The 19,109-nt window shown below is 58.3% G+C and carries 17 protein-coding genes; 11 read left to right on the top strand and 6 right to left on the bottom strand.

Features of this window, described 5'->3' with window-relative positions; genetic code table 11:
* Positions 1-200: 200 nt before the first annotated feature.
* On the bottom strand, positions 201-599 hold the full coding sequence (locus tag VG146_05795) for a type II secretion system protein (GenBank protein ID HEV2391861.1): 399 nt from the start codon (positions 597-599) through the stop codon (positions 201-203).
* Positions 600-756: 157 nt separating this feature from the next.
* Here VG146_05795 and truB point away from each other — a divergent pair, with 157 nt between their 5' ends.
* The 7 genes from truB to VG146_05760 all read left to right on the top strand — a co-directional run bounded on the left by truB (position 757) and on the right by VG146_05760 (position 8,288).
* On the top strand, positions 757-1,473 hold the full coding sequence (gene truB / locus VG146_05790) for a tRNA pseudouridine(55) synthase TruB (protein HEV2391860.1): 717 nt from the start codon (positions 757-759) through the stop codon (positions 1,471-1,473).
* Positions 1,474-1,483: 10 nt separating this feature from the next.
* Entirely contained in the window at positions 1,484-2,407 is a 924-nt protein-coding gene (locus VG146_05785) for a bifunctional riboflavin kinase/FAD synthetase (protein HEV2391859.1), read from the top strand.
* A gap of 62 nt (positions 2,408-2,469) precedes the next feature.
* Positions 2,470-3,459, top strand: a complete 990-nt coding sequence (locus tag VG146_05780) for a MoxR family ATPase (GenBank protein ID HEV2391858.1) — start codon at positions 2,470-2,472, stop codon at positions 3,457-3,459.
* Positions 3,456-4,409 carry a DUF58 domain-containing protein gene (locus VG146_05775; protein HEV2391857.1) on the top strand — a complete coding sequence of 318 codons (954 nt, stop codon included), beginning with the start codon at positions 3,456-3,458 and terminating at the stop codon, positions 4,407-4,409. Before VG146_05780 ends, VG146_05775 begins: the two co-directional genes overlap by 4 nt.
* Before the next feature lie 174 nt (positions 4,410-4,583).
* The gene (locus VG146_05770) at positions 4,584-5,198 is read left to right on the top strand and encodes a hypothetical protein (protein ID HEV2391856.1); all 615 of its coding nucleotides are present in this window, start codon (positions 4,584-4,586) and stop codon (positions 5,196-5,198) included.
* The gene (locus tag VG146_05765) at positions 5,195-6,193 is read left to right on the top strand and encodes a VWA domain-containing protein (protein HEV2391855.1); all 999 of its coding nucleotides are present in this window, start codon (positions 5,195-5,197) and stop codon (positions 6,191-6,193) included. Before VG146_05770 ends, VG146_05765 begins: the two co-directional genes overlap by 4 nt.
* Before the next feature lie 82 nt (positions 6,194-6,275).
* Positions 6,276-8,288: a VWA domain-containing protein gene (locus VG146_05760; GenBank protein ID HEV2391854.1), complete on the top strand. Its 2,013-nt coding sequence runs from the start codon at positions 6,276-6,278 to the stop codon at positions 8,286-8,288.
* Positions 8,289-8,375: 87 nt separating this feature from the next.
* Here the strand turns inward: VG146_05760 and VG146_05755 are convergent, their stop codons facing one another.
* The 5 genes from VG146_05755 to VG146_05735 form a co-directional block, all read right to left on the bottom strand.
* Positions 8,376-8,831 (bottom strand): 3-hydroxyacyl-ACP dehydratase FabZ family protein, encoded by a 456-nt coding sequence (locus VG146_05755; GenBank protein HEV2391853.1) that lies wholly within the window; start codon positions 8,829-8,831, stop codon positions 8,376-8,378.
* A 9-nt stretch (positions 8,832-8,840) separates the two neighbouring features.
* A complete protein-coding gene (locus tag VG146_05750; GenBank protein HEV2391852.1) occupies positions 8,841-9,449 on the bottom strand; it encodes an outer membrane lipoprotein carrier protein LolA in 609 nt (202 codons plus the stop codon).
* Between the two features lie 454 nt (positions 9,450-9,903).
* Positions 9,904-10,860: a lysophospholipid acyltransferase family protein gene (locus tag VG146_05745; GenBank protein HEV2391851.1), complete on the bottom strand. Its 957-nt coding sequence runs from the start codon at positions 10,858-10,860 to the stop codon at positions 9,904-9,906.
* On the bottom strand, positions 10,857-13,361 hold the full coding sequence (locus tag VG146_05740) for an MMPL family transporter (protein ID HEV2391850.1): 2,505 nt from the start codon (positions 13,359-13,361) through the stop codon (positions 10,857-10,859). Before VG146_05740 ends, VG146_05745 begins: the two co-directional genes overlap by 4 nt.
* Positions 13,358-13,816 (bottom strand): hypothetical protein, encoded by a 459-nt coding sequence (locus VG146_05735; protein HEV2391849.1) that lies wholly within the window; start codon positions 13,814-13,816, stop codon positions 13,358-13,360. Before VG146_05735 ends, VG146_05740 begins: the two co-directional genes overlap by 4 nt.
* Positions 13,817-14,117: 301 nt before the next feature.
* Between VG146_05735 and VG146_05730 the strand changes: the two genes are divergently transcribed.
* Genes VG146_05730 through VG146_05715 form a run of 4 tightly spaced genes read left to right on the top strand, consistent with a single transcriptional unit; the run spans position 14,118 to position 19,010 of the window.
* Complete coding sequence (locus tag VG146_05730) at positions 14,118-15,074, top strand: ATP-binding cassette domain-containing protein (protein HEV2391848.1); 957 nt, start codon at positions 14,118-14,120, stop codon at positions 15,072-15,074.
* Positions 15,071-15,826, top strand: coding sequence for an ABC transporter permease (locus VG146_05725; GenBank protein ID HEV2391847.1), 756 nt, complete (start codon positions 15,071-15,073; stop codon positions 15,824-15,826). Before VG146_05730 ends, VG146_05725 begins: the two co-directional genes overlap by 4 nt.
* Before the next feature lie 14 nt (positions 15,827-15,840).
* Complete coding sequence (locus VG146_05720) at positions 15,841-17,772, top strand: Gldg family protein (protein HEV2391846.1); 1,932 nt, start codon at positions 15,841-15,843, stop codon at positions 17,770-17,772.
* Positions 17,769-19,010 (top strand): DUF4340 domain-containing protein, encoded by a 1,242-nt coding sequence (locus VG146_05715; GenBank protein HEV2391845.1) that lies wholly within the window; start codon positions 17,769-17,771, stop codon positions 19,008-19,010. The genes VG146_05720 and VG146_05715 overlap by 4 nt, the downstream gene beginning before the upstream one ends.
* Positions 19,011-19,109: the final 99 nt, after the last annotated feature.

The raw sequence follows: 19,109 nt of genomic DNA, 5'->3' as shown, positions 1-19,109 counted from the left end.
CCGACAGATCCGCATCGACTTTGGTCACCACTTGCGGTAGCAGTTGATCCGCCAGGTAGCACTGGCACAAGTTCTCTAGCTTCTGAGTTTTCACACCTTACGAAGCAGAGAAAACCCCCGCGAAGGCAAGCCTTCACGGGGCTTCCTGTTTAAAGCATCAGCGCGGTTTCAGGAATTTCGAGGGGTATTTCCGCTTTCCGTCACAATCTACGACCGCTATCCGCCACCTGAGCCTCGCTTTGCGAGGCCACGCTCAATTCCGTTACGCGGGCGTCTATCCAGTCGCGGCACTTGGGCGCCAGGCCGCATTTGTCGGCAAAATCGTATTTGTCCTGGAAACTATATTGGGGATGTGTAGCGCAGTACGCCCGCGCTTCCTTCTGCAACATCTCGATGACCGGTCCGGCGTTCCATTCCTCGTCGAATGCGCGCGCCCGGTTATAGGCGCGCATCACGGACGGAAGCAACAGGGAGGCCAGGATGCAAAGGATGGCCAGCACACAAAGCAACTCGATCAGGGTCACACCACTTTTGGCGCCCCTCTGGCTTTCGCATCTTAGCGGCTCAGAGGTTTCGGGCTGCAATGTTCTGAGGCTCACACTTCCTTTGACAATGCGGAGCGGGACTCGTCACGTTTTATTCGGTTGAACATCGACGGGATGGACACTGCGCCCGGGATGGGCCCACTCCTGGCTCCCGCACTTCTTTGCACCTGCCCATTGCCACCAAAGCCAAAACCGGCTACCTAATCACGCGATGATACAAGAGTTCTCCGCCTTGGATGGGGCAATCCTGCTGGACAAACCGGCGGGTCCGACTTCCCACGATGTAGTCGATGCCATCCGAAGACAGTTCCGCATTAAAAAGGTCGGCCATTGCGGCACACTCGACCCGGCCGCTACCGGCCTGCTGGTCATCGTCCTGGGACGTGGCACAAAGCTTTCCGAGCGCTTGATGGCCGACGATAAAGTTTATGAGGGCACAATGAAATTTGGCGAAGCCACCGATTCCTATGACGCGGACGGTGAGCTGGTTTCATCACTCCCCGTGCCGCCGCTGACGGTTGAAGACCTCAACAAGTTGGCGGCGGAGTTTGTCGGCGACCTGATGCAGACCCCGCCTATGGTTTCGGCAATCAAAATCGGCGGTGTCCCCCTCTACAAACTGGCCCGCAAAGGGCTGGATGTTCCGCGTGAGCCGCGCCTGGTGCACATTTACCAGTTTCGTTTCAGCTCATATCAGGAGCCGGTGGGCTCTTTCAGGCTGGCTTGCACCAAGGGAACTTACGTGCGCACCGTGGCGCATGAGATGGGCCAAAAAATCGGATGCGGCGCTCATTTGGCCGCTCTTCGGCGCATTACCTCTGGCAAATTCGATGTGGCCTCGGCGCTTCCGTTGGAGGAAGTGCTCAAGCTCTCACCACGCCAGCTTGAAGAACGTGTGATCCCGTTCCTCAAATTGGCTGCCGCCTGACGCGATGCCCATGCGCATCCTCCATGCGGCTAATGAACTGGGACAGGGCCCGCGCAAAGTTTGCCTGGCTATCGGCTTTTTTGACGGCGTGCACCTGGGACATCAGCAGATTCTTCGGCAGACCCTTACCGACGCGCGCCAGCATAATGGGCTGGCGGTGGTCATCACCTTCGATCAGCACCCAAACACGGTCGTTGCTCCCCACCGTGTGCCGCCGCTTATCTATTCCCTCCCCAAAAAATTGCGGGTCATTGAGTCCCTGGGAACGGATGCCTTGCTTCTCATACATTTCGATAAAGTCTTCAGCCGGTTAAGCGCCGAGGAATTCATCCGCACTCTCACACGCGAGTTCGCGCCGACCCGCTGTATATGCGTCGGCGCCAATTTCCTCTTTGGCCACCGGCGGACTGGCAACGTGGACTTGCTGCGCGCGCTGGGAAAGGAGCTGGGTTTTACCGTGCATGGGCTGGCCTCGGTATCATTGGATGGCAAGGCCGTGAGCAGCACCCGGATTCGCGAAAGGATCCTTGCCGGCGACCTGGACGCCGTCAGCCAAATGCTTGGCCGCAGTTATGCCTTGTGCGGAAAAGTGGTGCATGGAGAGGGGCTGGGGAGACAGCTTGGGTTTCCTACGGCCAATATCGATTGCGCCCGCCTGGCCCTGCCGCCCGGGGGCGTTTATGCCGTCCAGGTCCAGGTTGAAGGCAGAATCTATCCCGGAGTGCTCAATATTGGCACCCGGCCTACGATACAGCAGCCGGTCCCGCAACTCCGCGTGGAAGCGCATCTGTTGGATTTCTCAGGGGACTTGTATGACCAGGAGGTCGAGATCGCCTTCGTCGAAAAGCTCAGAGACGAACAAAAATTTGCCTCGACCCTCGAACTGCGCGCTCAGATTGCCCGGGATATTCTTGAGGCAAAGGCAAAGCTGTGAAGAGTGCTCATTGAACAGATTTTCTGGTTTTCGTGTCCATCGGTGGGTAGAGTGTTAGTCCAATGAATACTGGAATCAGTGCCATTAACGATGCAGTGCAGGAGGCCGGCGCGTTTGTCAGGCCGCTCTTCGGGGAGTTGAGCAAAGTTATTGTGGGACAAACCTATCTGGTCGAGCGGCTGGTCATCGGGCTGTTGGCCAATGGGCATGTCCTGCTCGAAGGCGTTCCCGGCCTGGCCAAGACCCTCTCGGTCAAATCGCTGGCCAATTGCCTGCGCGTCAAATTCTCCCGCCTGCAGTTCACGCCGGACATGCTCCCCGCCGATGTCATCGGCACGCAAATCTATAATCCCCAATCGGGCGCGTTCACCACCCGCAAAGGCCCCATCTTTGCCAACCTCGTGCTGGCCGACGAAATCAACCGCGCGCCGGCCAAGGTACAAAGCGCCTTGCTCGAAGCCATGCAGGAAAAGCAGGTGACGATCGGCGAACAGACCTTCCGGCTCGAAGAGCCTTTCCTGGTGCTGGCAACCCAGAACCCGATCGAGCAGGAGGGCACCTATCCGCTCCCTGAAGCCCAGGTCGATCGCTTCATGCTCAAGCTCAAAATCGGCTACCCCTCCCGCGCCGAGGAGCGGCAAATTCTCGACCTGATGGCGCGCACCTCGGGCGCCCCCCAAGCCCAGCCCGTGGTCGATCCGCAGCAAATCCTTCATGCCCGCGAGGTCATCAACGACATTTACGTGGATGATAAGGTGAAGGATTACATTGTGGACCTGGTCTGCGCCACCCGTGAACCCGAGGCGCACAAAATCGACGTGAAGGACTTCATCCAGCTTGGGGCCTCGCCCCGCGCCACCATCTCACTGACCCTGGCCGCCAAGGCCTTTGCCTTCCTGCGCGGTCGCGGTTACGTCACGCCTCAGGATGTCAAGAGCATCGGCATGGATGTGCTGCGCCATCGCGTCGCCATTACCTACGAGGCCGAGGCGGAGGAAAAGACCAGCGAGACAGTGATTCAAAAGATTTTTGACGAGTTGCCCGTGCCGTGATCCCGCGTGAGATTCTTAAAAAAATAAGGCAGATCGAGCTCCGAACCAACCGGCTCGTTACCGAGACCCTGGCCGGGCAGTACCACAGCGTATTCAAGGGCCAGGGGATGAATTTCGAGGAGGTCCGCGAATACCAGCCCGGCGACGAGGTCCGCTCGATTGACTGGAACGTCACCGCGCGGATGAACCATCCGTTCGTGAAGAAATTCGTCGAGGAGCGCGAGCTGACCCTGATGCTGATGGTGGACGTGAGCGGCTCGGGTTTGTTCGGCTCGCGCGCCCAATCCAAGCGCGAGCTGGCGGCGGAGATCGCTTCGGTGCTGGCCTTTTCTGCCATTCGCAACAACGACAAGGTCGGCCTGATCCTCTTCAGCGACGAAGTCGAGAAGTTCATTCCGCCGCGAAAGGGCCGCCGGCATGTCTTGCGGGTCATTCGCGAAGTGCTTTTCTTCCAACCCCGCCGGCAGGGAACAAACCTCAATGGAGCGCTTGAGTTCCTTTTGCGGGTCACGCCGCACAAGGCAATTGTGGTGGTAGTCTCGGATTTCATCGGGTCACCGGCCAGCGCTGACAGCCGAAGCGGCAAGTTGCGCCCGCAAATCATGCTGCTGGAATCATTGGCCCAGGCCTCCTACCCGATGCTGCGCCATGCCAATCGCCGGCACGACCTGGTGGCCGTTCAGATCGCCGACCCGTATGAATTGGAACTGCCACAACTGGGGCGATTAGTCCTTCAGGACGCCGAGACGGGCGAGATCGTCGAGGTGAACACCGGTGACCCGCGCAAACGGGCGGCCTTTGCCCAGCGGCAAACCCGCGCCCAGGCCGACCTGGGGCGCCTGTTCCGTTCAGCCGGGATCGATGCGATCCAGTTGCGCACCGATCAACCCTATGCCGCCGAGTTGGGCCGGTTTTTTGAAAAACGCGAGAAACGCCGCCTGCGAGGGTAACCCGATGACTCCGATGACCAGATCCATTCCAAACCTCTATAAGACAGTCTGTAGGAGACGACGTAAGGAGTCTCTGATCAGAAATTTCCCCGCGCAGCAGAGGCAGGTGGCAAACAGTTGTTATCAGAGACTCCTTACGTCGTCTCCTACAGCGGGAAATGAGCAGTTCAAAGTATGACCAACGTCTCTCCCCTCATTTTTCCTGGCTTGCAAAGGACTGGCACCAACGACCTGCGCGATATCCGCCCGCCGGTGCCCATCCCCAATTTCTGGCTCTGGGTTTGGGCGGCCCTTGGGGCGCTGGCCTTGGCGGCCGCCGTATTTCTTCTTTGGCGATACTGGCAGAAACGGCGCGCCATGATTCCACCCATCCCGATCATCCCACCCCACGTGCGCGCGCGGCAAAAGCTCGAGCAAGCACTGGCGCTGCTCGGCCAGCCCCGCGAGTTCTGTATCCTGGTCGCCGACACCATCCGTGGTTACTTGGAAGAGCGCTTTCAGTTTCACGCCCCCGAACGCACGACGGAAGAATTCCTGTGTGAATTGCAAGGAACCAATCTCTTGACACCCGATCAGAAGAGCTCGCTTGGCGAGTTTTTGAACCGATGTGACCTTGTCAAATTCGCCCGATATGAGCCGGGCGAGCCCGAGTTGCGCGGCCTCCATGCTTCCGCGTTGCGGCTGGTCGAGGAGACTGAACCGGCGCCCAATGTCCCGGATGTGGAGGTCCGGTCTGCACCGGCCAATGCTGGCGCAGAGCTCGGCGCGCCAAACACTGCGCTGAAATGACATTTGGCCATCCTTATTTTCTAGCGCTGCTGTTGCTGCTGCCTTTGCTGGCCTGGCTGAAGGGCAGGCGGGGCGATCCGCCCGCTTTTGTCTATTCCTCGGTTCAGTTGGTCCGAGGCATTGTCAACATCACCCGCACACGCGCCGGTGGTTTCCTGTCTGCCTTGCGCTGGGTGGCCCTGGCCCTGTTCGTGGTCGCCATGGCCCAGCCGCGCCTCACCAAGAGCGAGACGAAAGTGACAGCCAGCGGCGTCGATATCGTCGTTGCCCTGGACATGTCGGGCAGCATGATCTCCGAGGATTTCGAAGTGCGCGGCCAACGAGTTAACCGGTTCGATATGGCCCGGGCGGTGTTGAAGCAGTTTATCGACAAACGCCCCAACGACCGCATCGGCCTTGTGGTCTTTGCGGCCCAGGCCTTCATTGCCACACCCCTGACACTCGACCATGATTTCCTTCAGGAAAATATCGACCGCCTGAAGATCGGCGACATCGACGAGAACCGGACCGCAATCGGGTCCGCCCTCAGCACCGCCCTGAACCGCCTGCGCGAGGTCAAATCCAAGAGCAAGATCGTCATCCTCATGACCGACGGCCAGAACAATGCCGGCAAAATTGCGCCGCTGACCGCCGCGGAGGCGGCCGAGGCGCTGGGGGTCAAGGTCTATACCATCGGCGTGGGAATGCGCGGGATGGCCCCAATGCCCGTTTACTTCGGCGGCCAGCGGGTCGGCACGCGCACGGAGCCGGTCGATATCGATGAGGATACGCTGCAAAAAATCGCCCAGCGCACCAACGGGCGGTACTATCGAGCCGACAACGCCGAGAAGTTTCTAGCCATCTACAGCGAGATCGATAAGCTGGAAAAAACGGAAAAAGAGGTAAAAAAGTTTTCCCAACATCGGGAGCTGTTTGCCTGGGTGATAACCCCGGGATTAGGCCTGGTCTTGCTCGAGATGCTGCTGCGCCACACCCTCTGGAGGAGGCTGCCATGAACAAAGCAAGTGCGCTCCGGGATGGGAACAAAATCTTACTGCAGGTCTCTGAAATTGGTGACTTGGCATTCGATTAGCCCCTATGCGCTTTGCTCATCCACAAGTTCTTTGGCTGCTGCTGGTCTTTCCTCCGGCGCTGCTCCTGTTTTTTTGGTGGTCCTGGCGCCAGCGCCAGCGGCTGATGACTCAATTTATCCAATCCCGTCTGTTGCCGGGCCTGTTAATGGGCATCTCTGCTGCGCGGCAAAAGATTCGGCTGGCCTGCATTGTCCTGGCAGTGGCTTGTGTGATTGTCGCCCTGGCACGGCCACAATGGGGGTTCACATGGCAGGAAGTCACCCAACGGGGAGTCGATATCGTGGTCGCCATTGATACCTCCAAAAGCATGCTGGCCCAGGACATCGCCCCCAACCGGCTCGAACGCGCGAAACTCGCCGCGCTCGATCTGATGCAACAGGCAAAATCCGATCGGCTCGGCCTGGTGGCCTTTGCCGGAAATGCGTTCCTCGAATGCCCGCTGACGATCGACGACTCAGCCTTTCGCCAGAGTGTCGAGGCGCTCGATGTCGGCGCTATCCCTCAAGGCGGCACCGCCATTGCCGAGGCCATCGACACGGCATCAGCCGCGTTCAAAGAAGGGGATAATCACAAGGTGCTGGTCCTGATGACCGACGGCGAGGACCACGATTCGGGCGCGCTTGAAGCGGCCCAAAAAGCGGCCCAGGCCGGCTTGCGAATTTATACAATCGGCATCGGCACCGCTGAAGGAGAATTGCTCCGCGTTGCCGACGCCCAGGGCCACACCGATTACGTTCGCGACGAACAGGGCAACGTCGTTAAATCGCACCTCAACGAGCGCCTGTTACAGGAAATCGCCGGCGCTTCCCAAGGAGGTTTTTATTTGCCGCTGCGCGGCGCAAAGACCATTGACGCCCTTTACGAGCAGGGGCTATCAAAACTGCCTAAAGGCGAAAATCAGGAGCGGCTTGTGAAACAATACAATGAACGTTACCAATGGCCCTTAGGAGTGGCGGTTCTTCTGTTGGTGGTGGAAGTGCTGCTTCCAGAGCGCAAGCGGGAGGCGCAAACCGCCGGTGGGGCGGCGGTCGCAGCCAGGCCGCTGACTGCCGGGGCGCTGGCTCTTATCCTGTTTCTTGTCTTGCCTCGAGCGGCCCTTGGCTCGCCCGCCAGCGCGTTGCGTGAATATAAATCCGAGAATTATGACCAGGCCCTCAAACAGTACGAGCAGTTGCTCCAACGCCATCCGGATGACCCGCGCCTGCATTTTAATGCCGGCGCCGCCGCTTACAAAAACCACCGGTTCGATCAAGCCGTCAAACAGTTCGACGCGGCAGCGGCATCACCCGATTTAAAGCTCCAGGAATTGGCCTTTTACAATCGCGGCAACTCCCTGTTCCGCCTCGGCGAGCAGAACCCAGACCCCAGCAAGAGGACCGAGGCATGGGAAAAATCGCTCGACGACTACAAACTAAGCCTCGGCCTTAATCCGCAGGACACCGACGCAAAGTTCAATCAGGAGTATGTGAAGAAAAAGCTCGAGGAACTCAAGAAACAGCAACAACAGCAGAACAATTCCAAGCAGAATAAATCGGATAAGCAGGACAAGAATCAGCAGCAGCAACAGAACCAGCAACAGCAGCAGGATCAGAAACAGCAGCAGGATCAGAAACAGCAGCAGGATCAGAAACAGCAGCAGGATCAGAAACAGCAACAGGATCAGAAACAGCAACAGGATCAGAAACAGCAACAGGATCAGAAACAAAACCAACAACAGCAGCAGCAATCAAAGCAGGATCAGTCGCAGCAACAACAGAATTCTCAGCAGAAACAGCAGGAAAAGCAGGCCCAGCACCAGGGAGCCCGGCCCAAGGACCAGAAACAGCAGCAGCCCCAGCCAGGCCAGGAGAAGAATCAGGACGAGAAGGATAAGGACGCCGCCGCCTATGCGGCCGGTCAAATGACTCCCGAACAGGCCCAGCAACTATTGGACTCACAAAAGGGTGAAGAAAAATTGCTCCCCGCCAAGCCCGAGGGCAAACCACTCGATCCAAACCGCCCGATCAAGGACTGGTAGCTCCGCCATGTCTCATCAAGCGGCTTGCCAAATCATTATTCCTATTAACCCCGCCCCGCAGCGCCGGCTGGCGTCGGCGCTACAGAATTAGTCCGGCACCTGCGGGTTGTTTGCTGGCGCACCGCTGAGAGTTAACGCCCCTTGCAAAACCATCCGCCCATTGACCCACGCGGTTGCATTGGCCTGGATGAGGTTGCCGAGCCGGCCACTGACTGCGGCTTCCAGACGAATGACTTCGCCGGGGCCGGCTGTTCCAACGATCTTCATACCACGCAAGGCCGTGAGCTTGAGGTCCGGCAAGGGCTCGATGCTCGGATCGGATTGTGCGACCACTCCGGCCAGTTGCGCGGCGGCCTCGATGAGCAACACCCCGGGAAAGAGCGGGTGGCCGGGGAAATGGCCGCGCAAAAATGGCTCGTCACCACGCACTCGGTATTCACCGGCCCCGCTTCGTCCCGGTTCGAGGCTCACGAGCCGATCGAGAAAGCGGAATTCCGCCCCATGCGGCAGGAAGGTCAAGGCATCTTGCAGAGGATCACGCACGCACTGTGGTTACCGGTTTTTGAGGGGCTCGACCACTTTATAATCAGAGGGGATTTCAGGGGAAAACAGTTGCGGGTCCAACTTGGGATTCAAAACGGGGTTTTTAAAGTCATTGCGCATGGTTGAGCCGTCGGCAAATTGCAGTTCGGTGCCTTTCAAGGAAAAGTCCTGAGTATCAAAATCGATTTTGATTTGGGGCATCATGCGCCGGGCGGCGGCTGATTTGGGCTGCAGGGTTAGCTCGAAAGTGCGGCCCTGCACGCGTTGGCCCAGAATATTATATTGGGATTCCAGTTGAGCCTGGCTCCGGGGAAACCCGGCTTCGAGCAGCGAGAGGGCATCGCGCCAGGGTCCGGTCTGCTGGCCGGTGAGGGGAAATTTTTCAACCCGTTTGAGCCGAGGGTAAATGATCAAGAGTTCCTGCGGCGCGCGCACCGCGACGGTCTGGGCCGGATGCCCCAACTCCCAGCGGAACCGGTTGGGGGCCTCAAACCAGACATGGCCGGTGGCCGTGAGCGGTTGCGTCAGCGATTTTAATGCGCGGGTTTGAACAAAATCAGCCGACCAGGATTGGATATTCGTTTGCGCCGCCAGCCAGGAAGAGAGCAAGGCATTCAAGTCGGCGCCGCGCGCGCCAGCGGCGCCGAAAATCAGAATGAGTGATATAAGGATCGGAGCGTGTTTAGAGAATGATGGCAGACGGCGCCTAAGGGCGCGCGACCTGCAAGACCCGCCCGGAATCCACAAGCCCTGCAGGGCCGGTTCCCTGACCGGGCGCTTTTTAAAAAAGCTTCTGAAAGAACGGAATTGCTTCATAAAAATTCTCCTTGCTGAAGTGTTCCCCGATTTTGCAGGGTCTGCAATGTGTTTTGATGGATACCGCGGCTCCCCTCTCCTCCACGGGAGGAGAGGGGTTGGGGGAGAGGAGGCCGTCTCGCTGGCAGCCGCCAGTCACGGACGCGGCAATGCAAAAACTGCACGGTGCCGCCCCTGACCCTTGTTTTCGAAAGCCCTGAAACATCGAGGACGACGGACGAGGACGAAAACGAGGAGGAAGGGGAACTGGCCATTTTCAAAAAGCGTTTTTGGGCCAAACGGGCACGAAATGGTACCACTGGTCGGCATGCTTTTGGATGAGGGGTTCAAAGGCGCGCATAATTTCCTGGGTGAGTTGCTGGCGCGCCTGGCGGTCTCGGAGTGCCTGGCGCGTGTAAGGAATTTCCGGCAGGATATGCGCCTGGTACTGGCTGCCCGTGCGAGGCAGATAAACGGGCAGCAACGCGCAGCCGGAGGCGCGGGCCAGTTCGGCGGCGGCAACTGACGCCGCAAAGGGTTGTCCGAAAAGGCTCACCTCAATGGCGCTTGGGGTGGGTGGCCGGTCCATCAGCAAGGCCACCGTGGCGCCATTTTCCAGGCGTCGTATGATGTCCACAAACGCCAGAGGATTATCGCCAATCACCAGCGTCTCGATGTTCCAGCGGGCGCGTGAGTCCTGCCGCAGTTTGGTAAAACCGCGTCCGGGCTCGGCGAGTGTCAGGACTTGGAGGGCCACGCCGCGGCGCGTCAGGAGCGGCCCGCCGAATTCCCAATTGCCCAGATGCACCGTCACGACCAGCACACCGCCATGATGGCTCTTGGCCTGGACGAAGTGCTCCCAACCGGTGGTCTCGCCGAAGAGGTCGTCGATTGAAAGGCCCGATTCATAGCGCCACAAATCGGTCACCTTCAGGGCGAATTGTTGAAACAGTCTCTGAGCCGTTCGCTGCGCGGCAGCCCGGTTTCCTTCCAGCACAGGCAGAAGGTTTTGAAGAACTACTTCGCGCCGGCGCCTGGCCAGCATCCAGTAAAGGCCGGCACAGAATCGGCCCAGCCCGGCGCAGGCATTGCGGGGCAAAACCCGAGCGAGTCGCAAACCGAGCCGCCAGATTTCCGGACGATAAAGCGAGGAGGGGGTCGAGACGAGCGGAGTAGCCGAACGAGTTTTGATCGAGACGGCTTCGGGCTGGGCTGTTGTTAAGGCTGGCTTCATCTGCCAGTTTTGGCGATGCGCCACCAGGTTGGGAGCAAAAAGATTGCAATCAGCATATTACTGGCGATGCCAATGGCGCAGACCTGGCCCAGACTGGCCATCCCGGCGTTGCTGGACCAGGCCAGCGAGCCAAAGCCGGCGATAGCCGTGCCGCCGCACAGCAAAAGAGCCCGGCCCACGGCACGATAGGCCAGGACAAGATCGCCCTGATGACGTCGCAACGCCAGTTGCATGAAAATGCTGTAATCCACCCCGGTCCCCAACACCAGCGGAATGGCCATCAGATTGAGCAGGTTCCACGACCAACCCACCAATCGCATCACCGTCAGCAAACATAACCCGCACACCAGCAATACCGCCAGACTGAACGCGATTTCCAAAGCCCGGCGGAAAGCTAGAAGCAGTGAGAGCAACACCAGGACAATCATCGGGGCCAGCACTTTCCACATGTTGGCCTTCACCCGGCCAAAAATGGCGCTGCCCAGCAGTTCCCATCCTGAAAGCCACACATCCTTGTGTGGCAACTCGGATTCCAACGCCTCCATTCGCGCCTGCGGCCCGGTTGGACCTGCATTGGAAATGGGAGTAACCAACCCGAGCACAAAGAAATTCGTGGGAGCGCGAGCGGCGAACTTTTCGAAAATCCATTGGCTCATTGGATTGGTGGGCCAAAATACGCCGGCACTTCGTCCCGCTCGATTCCAAACGTCGAGCATTCTTTCCGTTAAACCGAGCGAACTGGGCGCAAACCCGTTCGTTTCCGCCACGGTGCGCAGCAGTTCACGTTCGCCCGCCAACTTCAGTGCGATTGACCGATTCGCGGCCTGGAATTGGGGTTGTGGCCAGAGCGGAGCCGGGAGCTTGAAATCGGCGATTAAATGGTTCGACACGGCGTTGGCCAGCACGGTTTGGGTTTGATCCAACCTTTGCGCGACGGCTTCGACGCTTGGCCCACCGATAATCAACCAAAGCGCCTCTCGCTTTTGATTGAGCTGGGCCTGGATTTCGGCCACTGCTGCGTAGGCGGCGCTCCCGCGCGGGCGCAACGAATTGGCGGTTGAGTCAATTGCGGGGAGCCCGAACGCCAGGACGATGAGCGTGCAGGTGACGACCGCCCCGGTAATCGTCAGGATCAGCCAAACTCGACTCCGGCTCAGCCGATAGCTGCCCAGGGTATCATCCCCCTCAGTATCCATTCCGGTGTGCTCGCCTTCGGACGGCTGAGGTCCGGCTGTTCGGACCACCGGCTCGTTCCTGGGCTCGTTGCGGCCAGGAAAAAGGGGTGGGAGGAATTCAAAAATCATAATGGTGGCTGCCAGCGCCACGCCCAGTCCGACCAGGGTGCCTAACTGGCCCAACCCAGGCAACCCGCCGAAGTTCAGAACCAGGAAGGCAGTTATGGTGGTGGTGGCCGCCCAGAAAATGCTGGGAGCAATGGCGTGGCGAATTTGGGGAATGGTAAGGTTCGGGTGAGCGAGGGCTTCCTGGTAATGCACGACCGCGTAATCGACAGCCAGCCCCAGCAGGATAGCGGCGAATCCCATGCTGATGACGTTAATCTTGCCGAAGATCAAGCCGCCCAGCGCCAAGGTGCTGCCTAGAATCAGCGCCAATAACGCCAGCAACCATAGCATCGGTTTGACCCTTCTATGGGCCAGCCAAAAGAGCACCGCGATAATGGCTGCCGTTCCGCCAACCGATACCGTAATATCGTGCTGCATCCCGCTGGCTGTTTCCGCCACAAATGCTGGCCGGCCAGTGTAGCCCAGAGTCACAACCCCTGGACCAGGCTGGCGCGCGGCTTGGTTGGCCAACTCGCGCACCGACTCCAGCCATTGCTCGCACTGGCTGTATGTTCGCAACTCAGGACGGGCCTGCACGAAAATGATCCGAAATGTCCCGTCCTTGGAACTGAACATCTCTTCGCCCTGGCCGAACGAGGGGGCCGCGCCCGCGGCGCTTTCGGGCAGCCGGGTCAGGCCAAAGGGGTCGTAGCTCAACCGCGCAATGGTGTCCGGCGAGAGGGAGGTGGCCAACTCGGAACGGGCATCGGCCAGGGTTTCGGCCAATTTGTCCGGAGCCAGCCGGTTTGTCAGCTCATTGAATCTGGCTGGAGGTTGGTTGAACCAGAGATATGCGAGCAACTCGGCCGCTTGCTCCGGGTGCTCCAGCCAGGGCGGCTCCCAGGTGACCGATTCAATCAAATTAGTGTGAGGCCGCAAGCCATCGGCGATCGAACGGGCTGCGCTTTGAGCCTGGTCTGCAGTGGGCGCTTTCACCGTGACAATGAGCTCGCGCGCGTTCGCAAAATATTCCTGGTACAATTTCAACCCCTGCACAACCGCCAGGTTGCTCGGAAGCAAATCGAATACCTCGATGTCAAAGCGGAGCCGCGCCAAACCGAGAGCGATGGGGACCAGGAGAAACAGCCAGAGCCAACGGCCCGGGTGTTTCAGGCTGGGGTGGGGCAAATCAGAGCGGCGCGGGGCGGCGGGGTTCATTGGTTGAAGTACCCCTCGAGAGACTCCTGTGCGGCTGCATTTTCCAAACGCCACCCGTTGGTGTCCTGGCGCCAAATCCAGTTTTCCGGCGGCACTTTGCCCGCAAGGACTCGCGGCAGGTACAGCCAGATTAACCGTTGCGGCGGCTGGCCTTTGCCCGAGTAATGCCGGTTTTGAGGCGGGAACTCCACCTGCCATTGCTTGGGCGTTTCCTGTCCGATGACCAGTGTGAACGGGGCCTTGCTGAACTGCACAAAACCGCTGCCATCAGCCCGGTAGGCCGCCAAAACATCCCCGGCTATCTCTCGCTGGTTGTGCGCCAAATGCCAGACGGCTTGTCCCTGAAGGACCGTCCAGCCGGGCGTCTTCAAGTTGACGGGGGGCAACGGTTCAGGCCGGTTCAGCGTCGCACAACCTGCAGCGCCCAAAAGCAGAAAAGAAACGGAAGCGGCCATAATCCTCATTTTTCCCATAGCTACATCTCCTTACACGGCAGCCGCTTTGCGCTGGTGGTTTTCCTCCGGCCTCTCTTTGGGTGTTGCTTTTTTCACCCTGGCCGGCGGCGCTGACCGGCTGCCCTTCAAAAAAATTTTTGAACACCATCGCCTTATTCTAATCCAAAATTCCCGAAACTGCGTTGCAAAGTTTAGAACAATGCGGTGACAAACACAACGGGCCGAAATTCTGATTTGCAACCGTGTTGAGACCAGATACTCTGCTTGTTTGTTTCGAGCCGGAAACGGAGCAACACCTTTTATGATAAAAGTTCAAAATTTGGCGAAGGTCTTTGGCACCAAACGCGCCGTCGATGGGGTTTCATTCTCCGTGGACCGTGGCGAAGTGCTGGGCTTTCTTGGACCGAACGGGGCTGGCAAATCCACCACCATGCGGATGATTACCGGGTTTATTCCGCCATCGGCGGGCACGGTATCGGTTGGGGGTTTCGATGTCGTCGAGCAACCCATCCCGGCGCGGCGCCTTATCGGGTACCTGCCGGAAAACGCCCCCGCCTACACTGATATGACTGTTCACGGGTTCCTGAACTTTGCGGCCGAAATCCGGGGCTTGCGCGGCGAGGCCAAGCGCAAGGCCATCCAGCGCGTCGTGGAAATGTGTTTCCTGGAGCCGGTACTGCACCAGAGTGTCGAGACACTGTCCAAAGGCTTTCGCCATCGGACGTGCTTCGCCCAATCTATCATTCACGACCCCGATGTGCTGGTTCTGGACGAACCCACCGATGGGTTGGACCCCAATCAAAAACACGAGGTCCGCCAGTTGATTCGCACCATGGGCCAGAAGAAGGCGATTATCTTTTCCACACACATTCTTGAAGAAGTCGATGCGGTTTGCTCGCGCGCAATCATCATTGATCGCGGGCGCATCGTCGCCAACGGCACCCCGCACGATCTGCGCCAGAAATCCGAATGGGCGGGGGCGGTCACCCTGCGGGTCACCGGCGTTAATGGAGCGCTGCTCAACCAGCGGCTGGTGCAATTGCCGATTGTAAAACGGGCCTCCATTTTGAAGGAGGACGCCTCTGGGGTCACGGCGCGGATTTTCCCAAAAAACGGAGTCAACGGCGCATTGGCTCATCACATTGCCGATGCGACGCAGGGGTGGCGCATCGAAGAGTTGCACACCGAGGAAGGCCGGCTTGATGAAGTCTTCCGCAATATCACCATGCCGGATACGGCAACGGAGGAGAAGAAATGAATAATGCTTTAGCGAACATAAAAACCATTACCAAACGCGAGTTGGGCGCGTATTTTTCATCACCGCTCGCCTACATATTTATCGTCATTTTCCTGCTGCTATGCGGGTTTTTCACCTTCATGGTCAGCGACTTTTTCAGGCAAGGCGAGGCCTCCCTCTCGGGGAGTTTCTTTTTTTGGCATCCCTGGTTCTACCTGTTTCTGGTCCCGGCAGTCGGCATGCGGCTGTGGGCTGAGGAGCGGCGTGTGGGAACCATCGAGTTGCTTTTGACCATGCCGATTACAGCGTGGCAAGCCATCGTCGGGAAGTTCCTGGCCTCCTGGCTTTTCCTGGCGCTGGCTTTGGTGCTCACGTTTCCGATTGTCCTGACCGTGAATTACCTGGGCTCGCCCGATAACGGGGTGATTCTAGGGGGTTACCTGGGCAGTTGGCTGATGGCGGGGGCGTATCTGGCGGTGAGTTGCATCACTTCGGCCATGACCCGCAACCAGGTTGTCAGCTTCATTATTTCGGTCGTGCTCTGCCTGTTCCTCATCCTGGCGGGATTCACCCCGGTCGTCCGGCTTATGGACGGCTTGGGCCATTCCTGGCAGTGGCTGGTCGATACCATTACCTCGTTCAGTGTTGTCACCCATTTCGACGGGTTCCAGAAGGGCGTGCTCGATTCCCGCGACGTGCTCTTCTTCCTGTCGATTATCATATTCTCGCTCTTCTCCACCAGCGTCATTTTGCGCGGGCACCGGGCGGGTTGATTTGAAAGTACGCGATGAAAAAGAAAACGTTGGAAACCATCCTTTACTCGACGGTCGGCATTGTTGCCATGGCCCTCATCCTGATAGCCTTCAATGTCATTGCCGCCACCGTCAAACAGCGCATCGACCTCACTAAAGACAAGGCCTTCACGCTCTCCTCGGGCACCAAGGCCATTTTGAAGAAGTTGGACGGGCCGGTGACGCTTCGGTTCTATTGCACGCAGGGCCAAACCACTCCCGAGACCGTCTATCTCAAAGGCTACGCCAAACGAGTTGAGGATTTGCTCGATGAGTACCGGCAGGCGGCGGGGGGCAAATTGATAATCGAAAAATACGATCCCGAACCCGATTCCGACGCGGAAGATTCAGCCCGGATGGCGGGCATTGAAGGCCAAACGTTGCGCAACGGGGATCGGTTTTATCTGGGAGTTTCCGTAAGCCGGCTCGATGAAAACCAAAGCATCCCTTTCCTGGACCCCAGCCGCGAGCGCCTGCTCGAATATGACCTCTCCCGCGCCATCTCCCGTGTGATCACACCGGATAAACCGGTCGTCGGCATCATGAGCGCCATGCCCATCTTTGGCATGCAGGCCAATCCGATGATGGCGCGCATGGGCCAGCAGGCCCAGCAGCCCTGGGTCATCGTTAACGAGTTAAAAGAGGACTATACGGTCAAGCAGGTCCCCATGGACTCGGACAAAATCGACGACGATGTCAAAGTCCTCATGGTAGTCCATCCTCGCGAAATTTCAGATAAGGCCCAATTCGCCATTGACCAATTTGTCCTGCGCGGTGGCAAACTGATTGCCTTTCTGGACCCGTTGCCCATGGTCGATTCCCGCGAGCAGAACGAAATGCTCGGGAGCATCCCCAATAGCGGTTCGAGTCTGGACAAACTTCTCAAGGCCTGGGGTCTTTCCTTTGATACAACCAAAGTCGTTGCCGACATGAATTACAAAATGCAACTGGGCGGTCGTAATGGCCAACCCCAGGACGCCCCGGCGGTGCTCTCGGTCGCCAGCGATGGCATCAACAAAGACGACGTGGTAACCAGCCAGATTGACAATCTCTGGCTCCCCTACGCCGGGGCCTTTGTCGGCACGCCCATGCCGGGCATAAAGGAAACCGTCTTGCTCAAGAGCACCAAGGACTCCCAGCTTGTCGATGGGTTCATGGCCAATCTTTCCGGCGAAAACGTCATGAAAGACTTTAAGCCTTCCGGGACCGAATACGCGCTGGCTGTGAGGCTGACTGGAAAATTCAAAACGGCTTTTCCTAACGGCAAACCCGAGGACAAGAAGGATGACGAAAAAAAGGATGCCGGCACGAAGGCCAACGATGCCAAAGTGGCCGAGAAAGCACCGGACAATTCGCTCAAAGAAAGTTCCCAGAACACTACTGTTATTCTGGTAGGCGACGCCGATATGCTCTATGACCGGGTGGCCCTGCAGCCCATTTCGACCCTCTTTGGCACCGCTTACGCCGCCGCCAACGGCAACCTGAGTTTCGCCCAGAACGCCGTCGAACAATTGACTGGAGACAACAACCTCATCGCCGTCCGCAGCCGCGCCACGCTCAACCGGCCCTTCACAAAAATCCGCGCGATGGAAGCAGCGGCCAACGAGAAGTTTCAGAGTGAGATCAAACAGCTCGAAGACTCCGCCTCCCAGGCCCAGACCAAGATTAACGAACTGCAACAGCAGAAGAAGGACAAGGACCAGCGCTTTATCCTTTCCCCTGAGCAGAGCGCCGAACTCGCCAAGCTCCGCAAGGAGGAGCTCGATACGCGCAAACACCTCAAGCAAGTCCAGAAAGACCTTCGCCGCGAGGTCGTCGCGCTGCAGACCCGGGTCACCTGGCTCAACATAGCCGCTATGCCCCTGCTGGTCAGCGTCTCCGGGCTTTCTCTCGCATTTTTGAAACGCAAACGCACTTCGGCAAAATGAATCGCAAACAATTAACTCTTCTCCTGTTCTTACTGATCGTTGTGGGTATCGGTGGGTTGCTGGTCTATACCCGGCAGAATGATTTCGCCAATACCGGCGACTCCGCCCTGGGCAAAAAGCTGGTCGGCAATCTACCGGTCAACGACATCGCCCATATCTCCCTGAGCCAGGACACCAATGAATTGAATCTTGTCAAAAAGGATGGCCTGTGGCGCGTGCGCGAGCGCAACGATTACCCCGCCAATTACTCCCAGATCACCGAGTTCCTGCTGAAGCTGGCCGATTTAAAGATCGTTCAAAGCGAGGAGGTCGGCCCCTCACAGTTGCCCAGGCTCGCCCTGGTGCCGGGACATGGAACCAACGCCGCCCTGGTGGTCGAGTTCAAAGACCAGAATGAGAAGCCCATTCAGTCGCTGTTGCTGGGCAAGCAACATATGCAGAAGTCCAGCCGGCCATCCCCAATGGGCGACATGGGCGAGGGCGGCTGGCCCGATGGCCGCTATGTCAAAGTCGGCGCCAAATCCGGTACGGTGGACCTGGTCTCCGAACCCTTCTCCAACATCGAGCCCAAACCCGACCAGTGGCTCAACAAGGACTTTTTCAAAGTCGATAAAATCCGCGCCATTAGCGTGAATTACCCGGTCGCAACAAACTCCTGGAAGGTAACGCGCGACGCCGAGACTGCTGAATGGAAGCTGGCTGACGCCAAACCGGGCGAGCAACTCGACAGCTCGAAAACCTCCGGGCTGGCCAATCCGCTCAGTTCGCCGAGCTTTTCGGATGTCGATAGCGCGTTGAAACCGAATCAACTCGATAAACCCACCGTGATCACGCTCAACACCTTCGATAACTTCACCTACACCCTCGACGTGGGCCAGAAAACCAATGACAATTATCCTCTGGCTGTCTCTGTGGCGGCCGACCTCCCCAAAGAACGAACACCCGGCAAGGATGAAAAGCCCGCCGATAAGGCTCGACTGGACAAGGAATTTAAGGACAACCAAACCAAGCTCGAAGACAAACTGGCGCAGGAAAAGGCCTATGGCAATTGGGTCTATCTGGTCTCAAGCTGGACCCTCGATCCACTCCTCAAGGAACGCTCTCAGCTCCTGGTCGAAAAGAAAGACGAGCCTAAGAAAGAGAACAAGGTCGCCGGCCCTTCGACTGCTCTCAAACCTCTGGGCTCTCTTTCCGACGCCGCTACCAACGCGGGCCCAACCGCTGCCAGGGCAAACTAAGCCTTGGTGCTACGGTCCAGATAAGCCCGAACCAGAGGCGTCACGAGCGAAGGGGGCTCATCTCCGCCTGAGCCGCGCCCACCGCTCAGCCAAAAGCGC

It is taken from the genome of Verrucomicrobiia bacterium (assembly GCA_035946615.1).
Classification (GTDB): Bacteria; Verrucomicrobiota; Verrucomicrobiia; order Limisphaerales; family UBA8199; genus DASYZB01.
The sequence above is the reverse complement of the archived record's forward strand: the minus strand, read 5'-3'. Positions and strand labels throughout refer to the sequence as shown.

Bases quoted from the DNA above. Each gene is read 5' to 3' on its own strand.
- truB (HEV2391860.1), top strand. From the start codon at position 757: ATGATACAAGAGTTCTCCGCCTTGGATGGGGCAATCCTGCTGGACAAA.
- VG146_05785 (HEV2391859.1), top strand. From the start codon at position 1,484: ATGCGCATCCTCCATGCGGCTAATGAACTGGGACAGGGCCCGCGCAAA.
- VG146_05780 (HEV2391858.1), top strand. From the start codon at position 2,470: ATGAATACTGGAATCAGTGCCATTAACGATGCAGTGCAGGAGGCCGGC.
- VG146_05770 (HEV2391856.1), top strand. From the start codon at position 4,584: ATGACCAACGTCTCTCCCCTCATTTTTCCTGGCTTGCAAAGGACTGGC.
- VG146_05765 (HEV2391855.1), top strand. From the start codon at position 5,195: ATGACATTTGGCCATCCTTATTTTCTAGCGCTGCTGTTGCTGCTGCCT.
- VG146_05760 (HEV2391854.1), top strand. From the start codon at position 6,276: ATGCGCTTTGCTCATCCACAAGTTCTTTGGCTGCTGCTGGTCTTTCCT.
- VG146_05745 (HEV2391851.1), bottom strand. From the start codon at position 10,860: ATGAAGCCAGCCTTAACAACAGCCCAGCCCGAAGCCGTCTCGATCAAA.
- VG146_05740 (HEV2391850.1), bottom strand. From the start codon at position 13,361: ATGAACCCCGCCGCCCCGCGCCGCTCTGATTTGCCCCACCCCAGCCTG.
- VG146_05735 (HEV2391849.1), bottom strand. From the start codon at position 13,816: ATGGCCGCTTCCGTTTCTTTTCTGCTTTTGGGCGCTGCAGGTTGTGCG.
- VG146_05730 (HEV2391848.1), top strand. From the start codon at position 14,118: ATGATAAAAGTTCAAAATTTGGCGAAGGTCTTTGGCACCAAACGCGCC.
- VG146_05725 (HEV2391847.1), top strand. From the start codon at position 15,071: ATGAATAATGCTTTAGCGAACATAAAAACCATTACCAAACGCGAGTTG.
- VG146_05720 (HEV2391846.1), top strand. From the start codon at position 15,841: ATGAAAAAGAAAACGTTGGAAACCATCCTTTACTCGACGGTCGGCATT.
- VG146_05715 (HEV2391845.1), top strand. From the start codon at position 17,769: ATGAATCGCAAACAATTAACTCTTCTCCTGTTCTTACTGATCGTTGTG.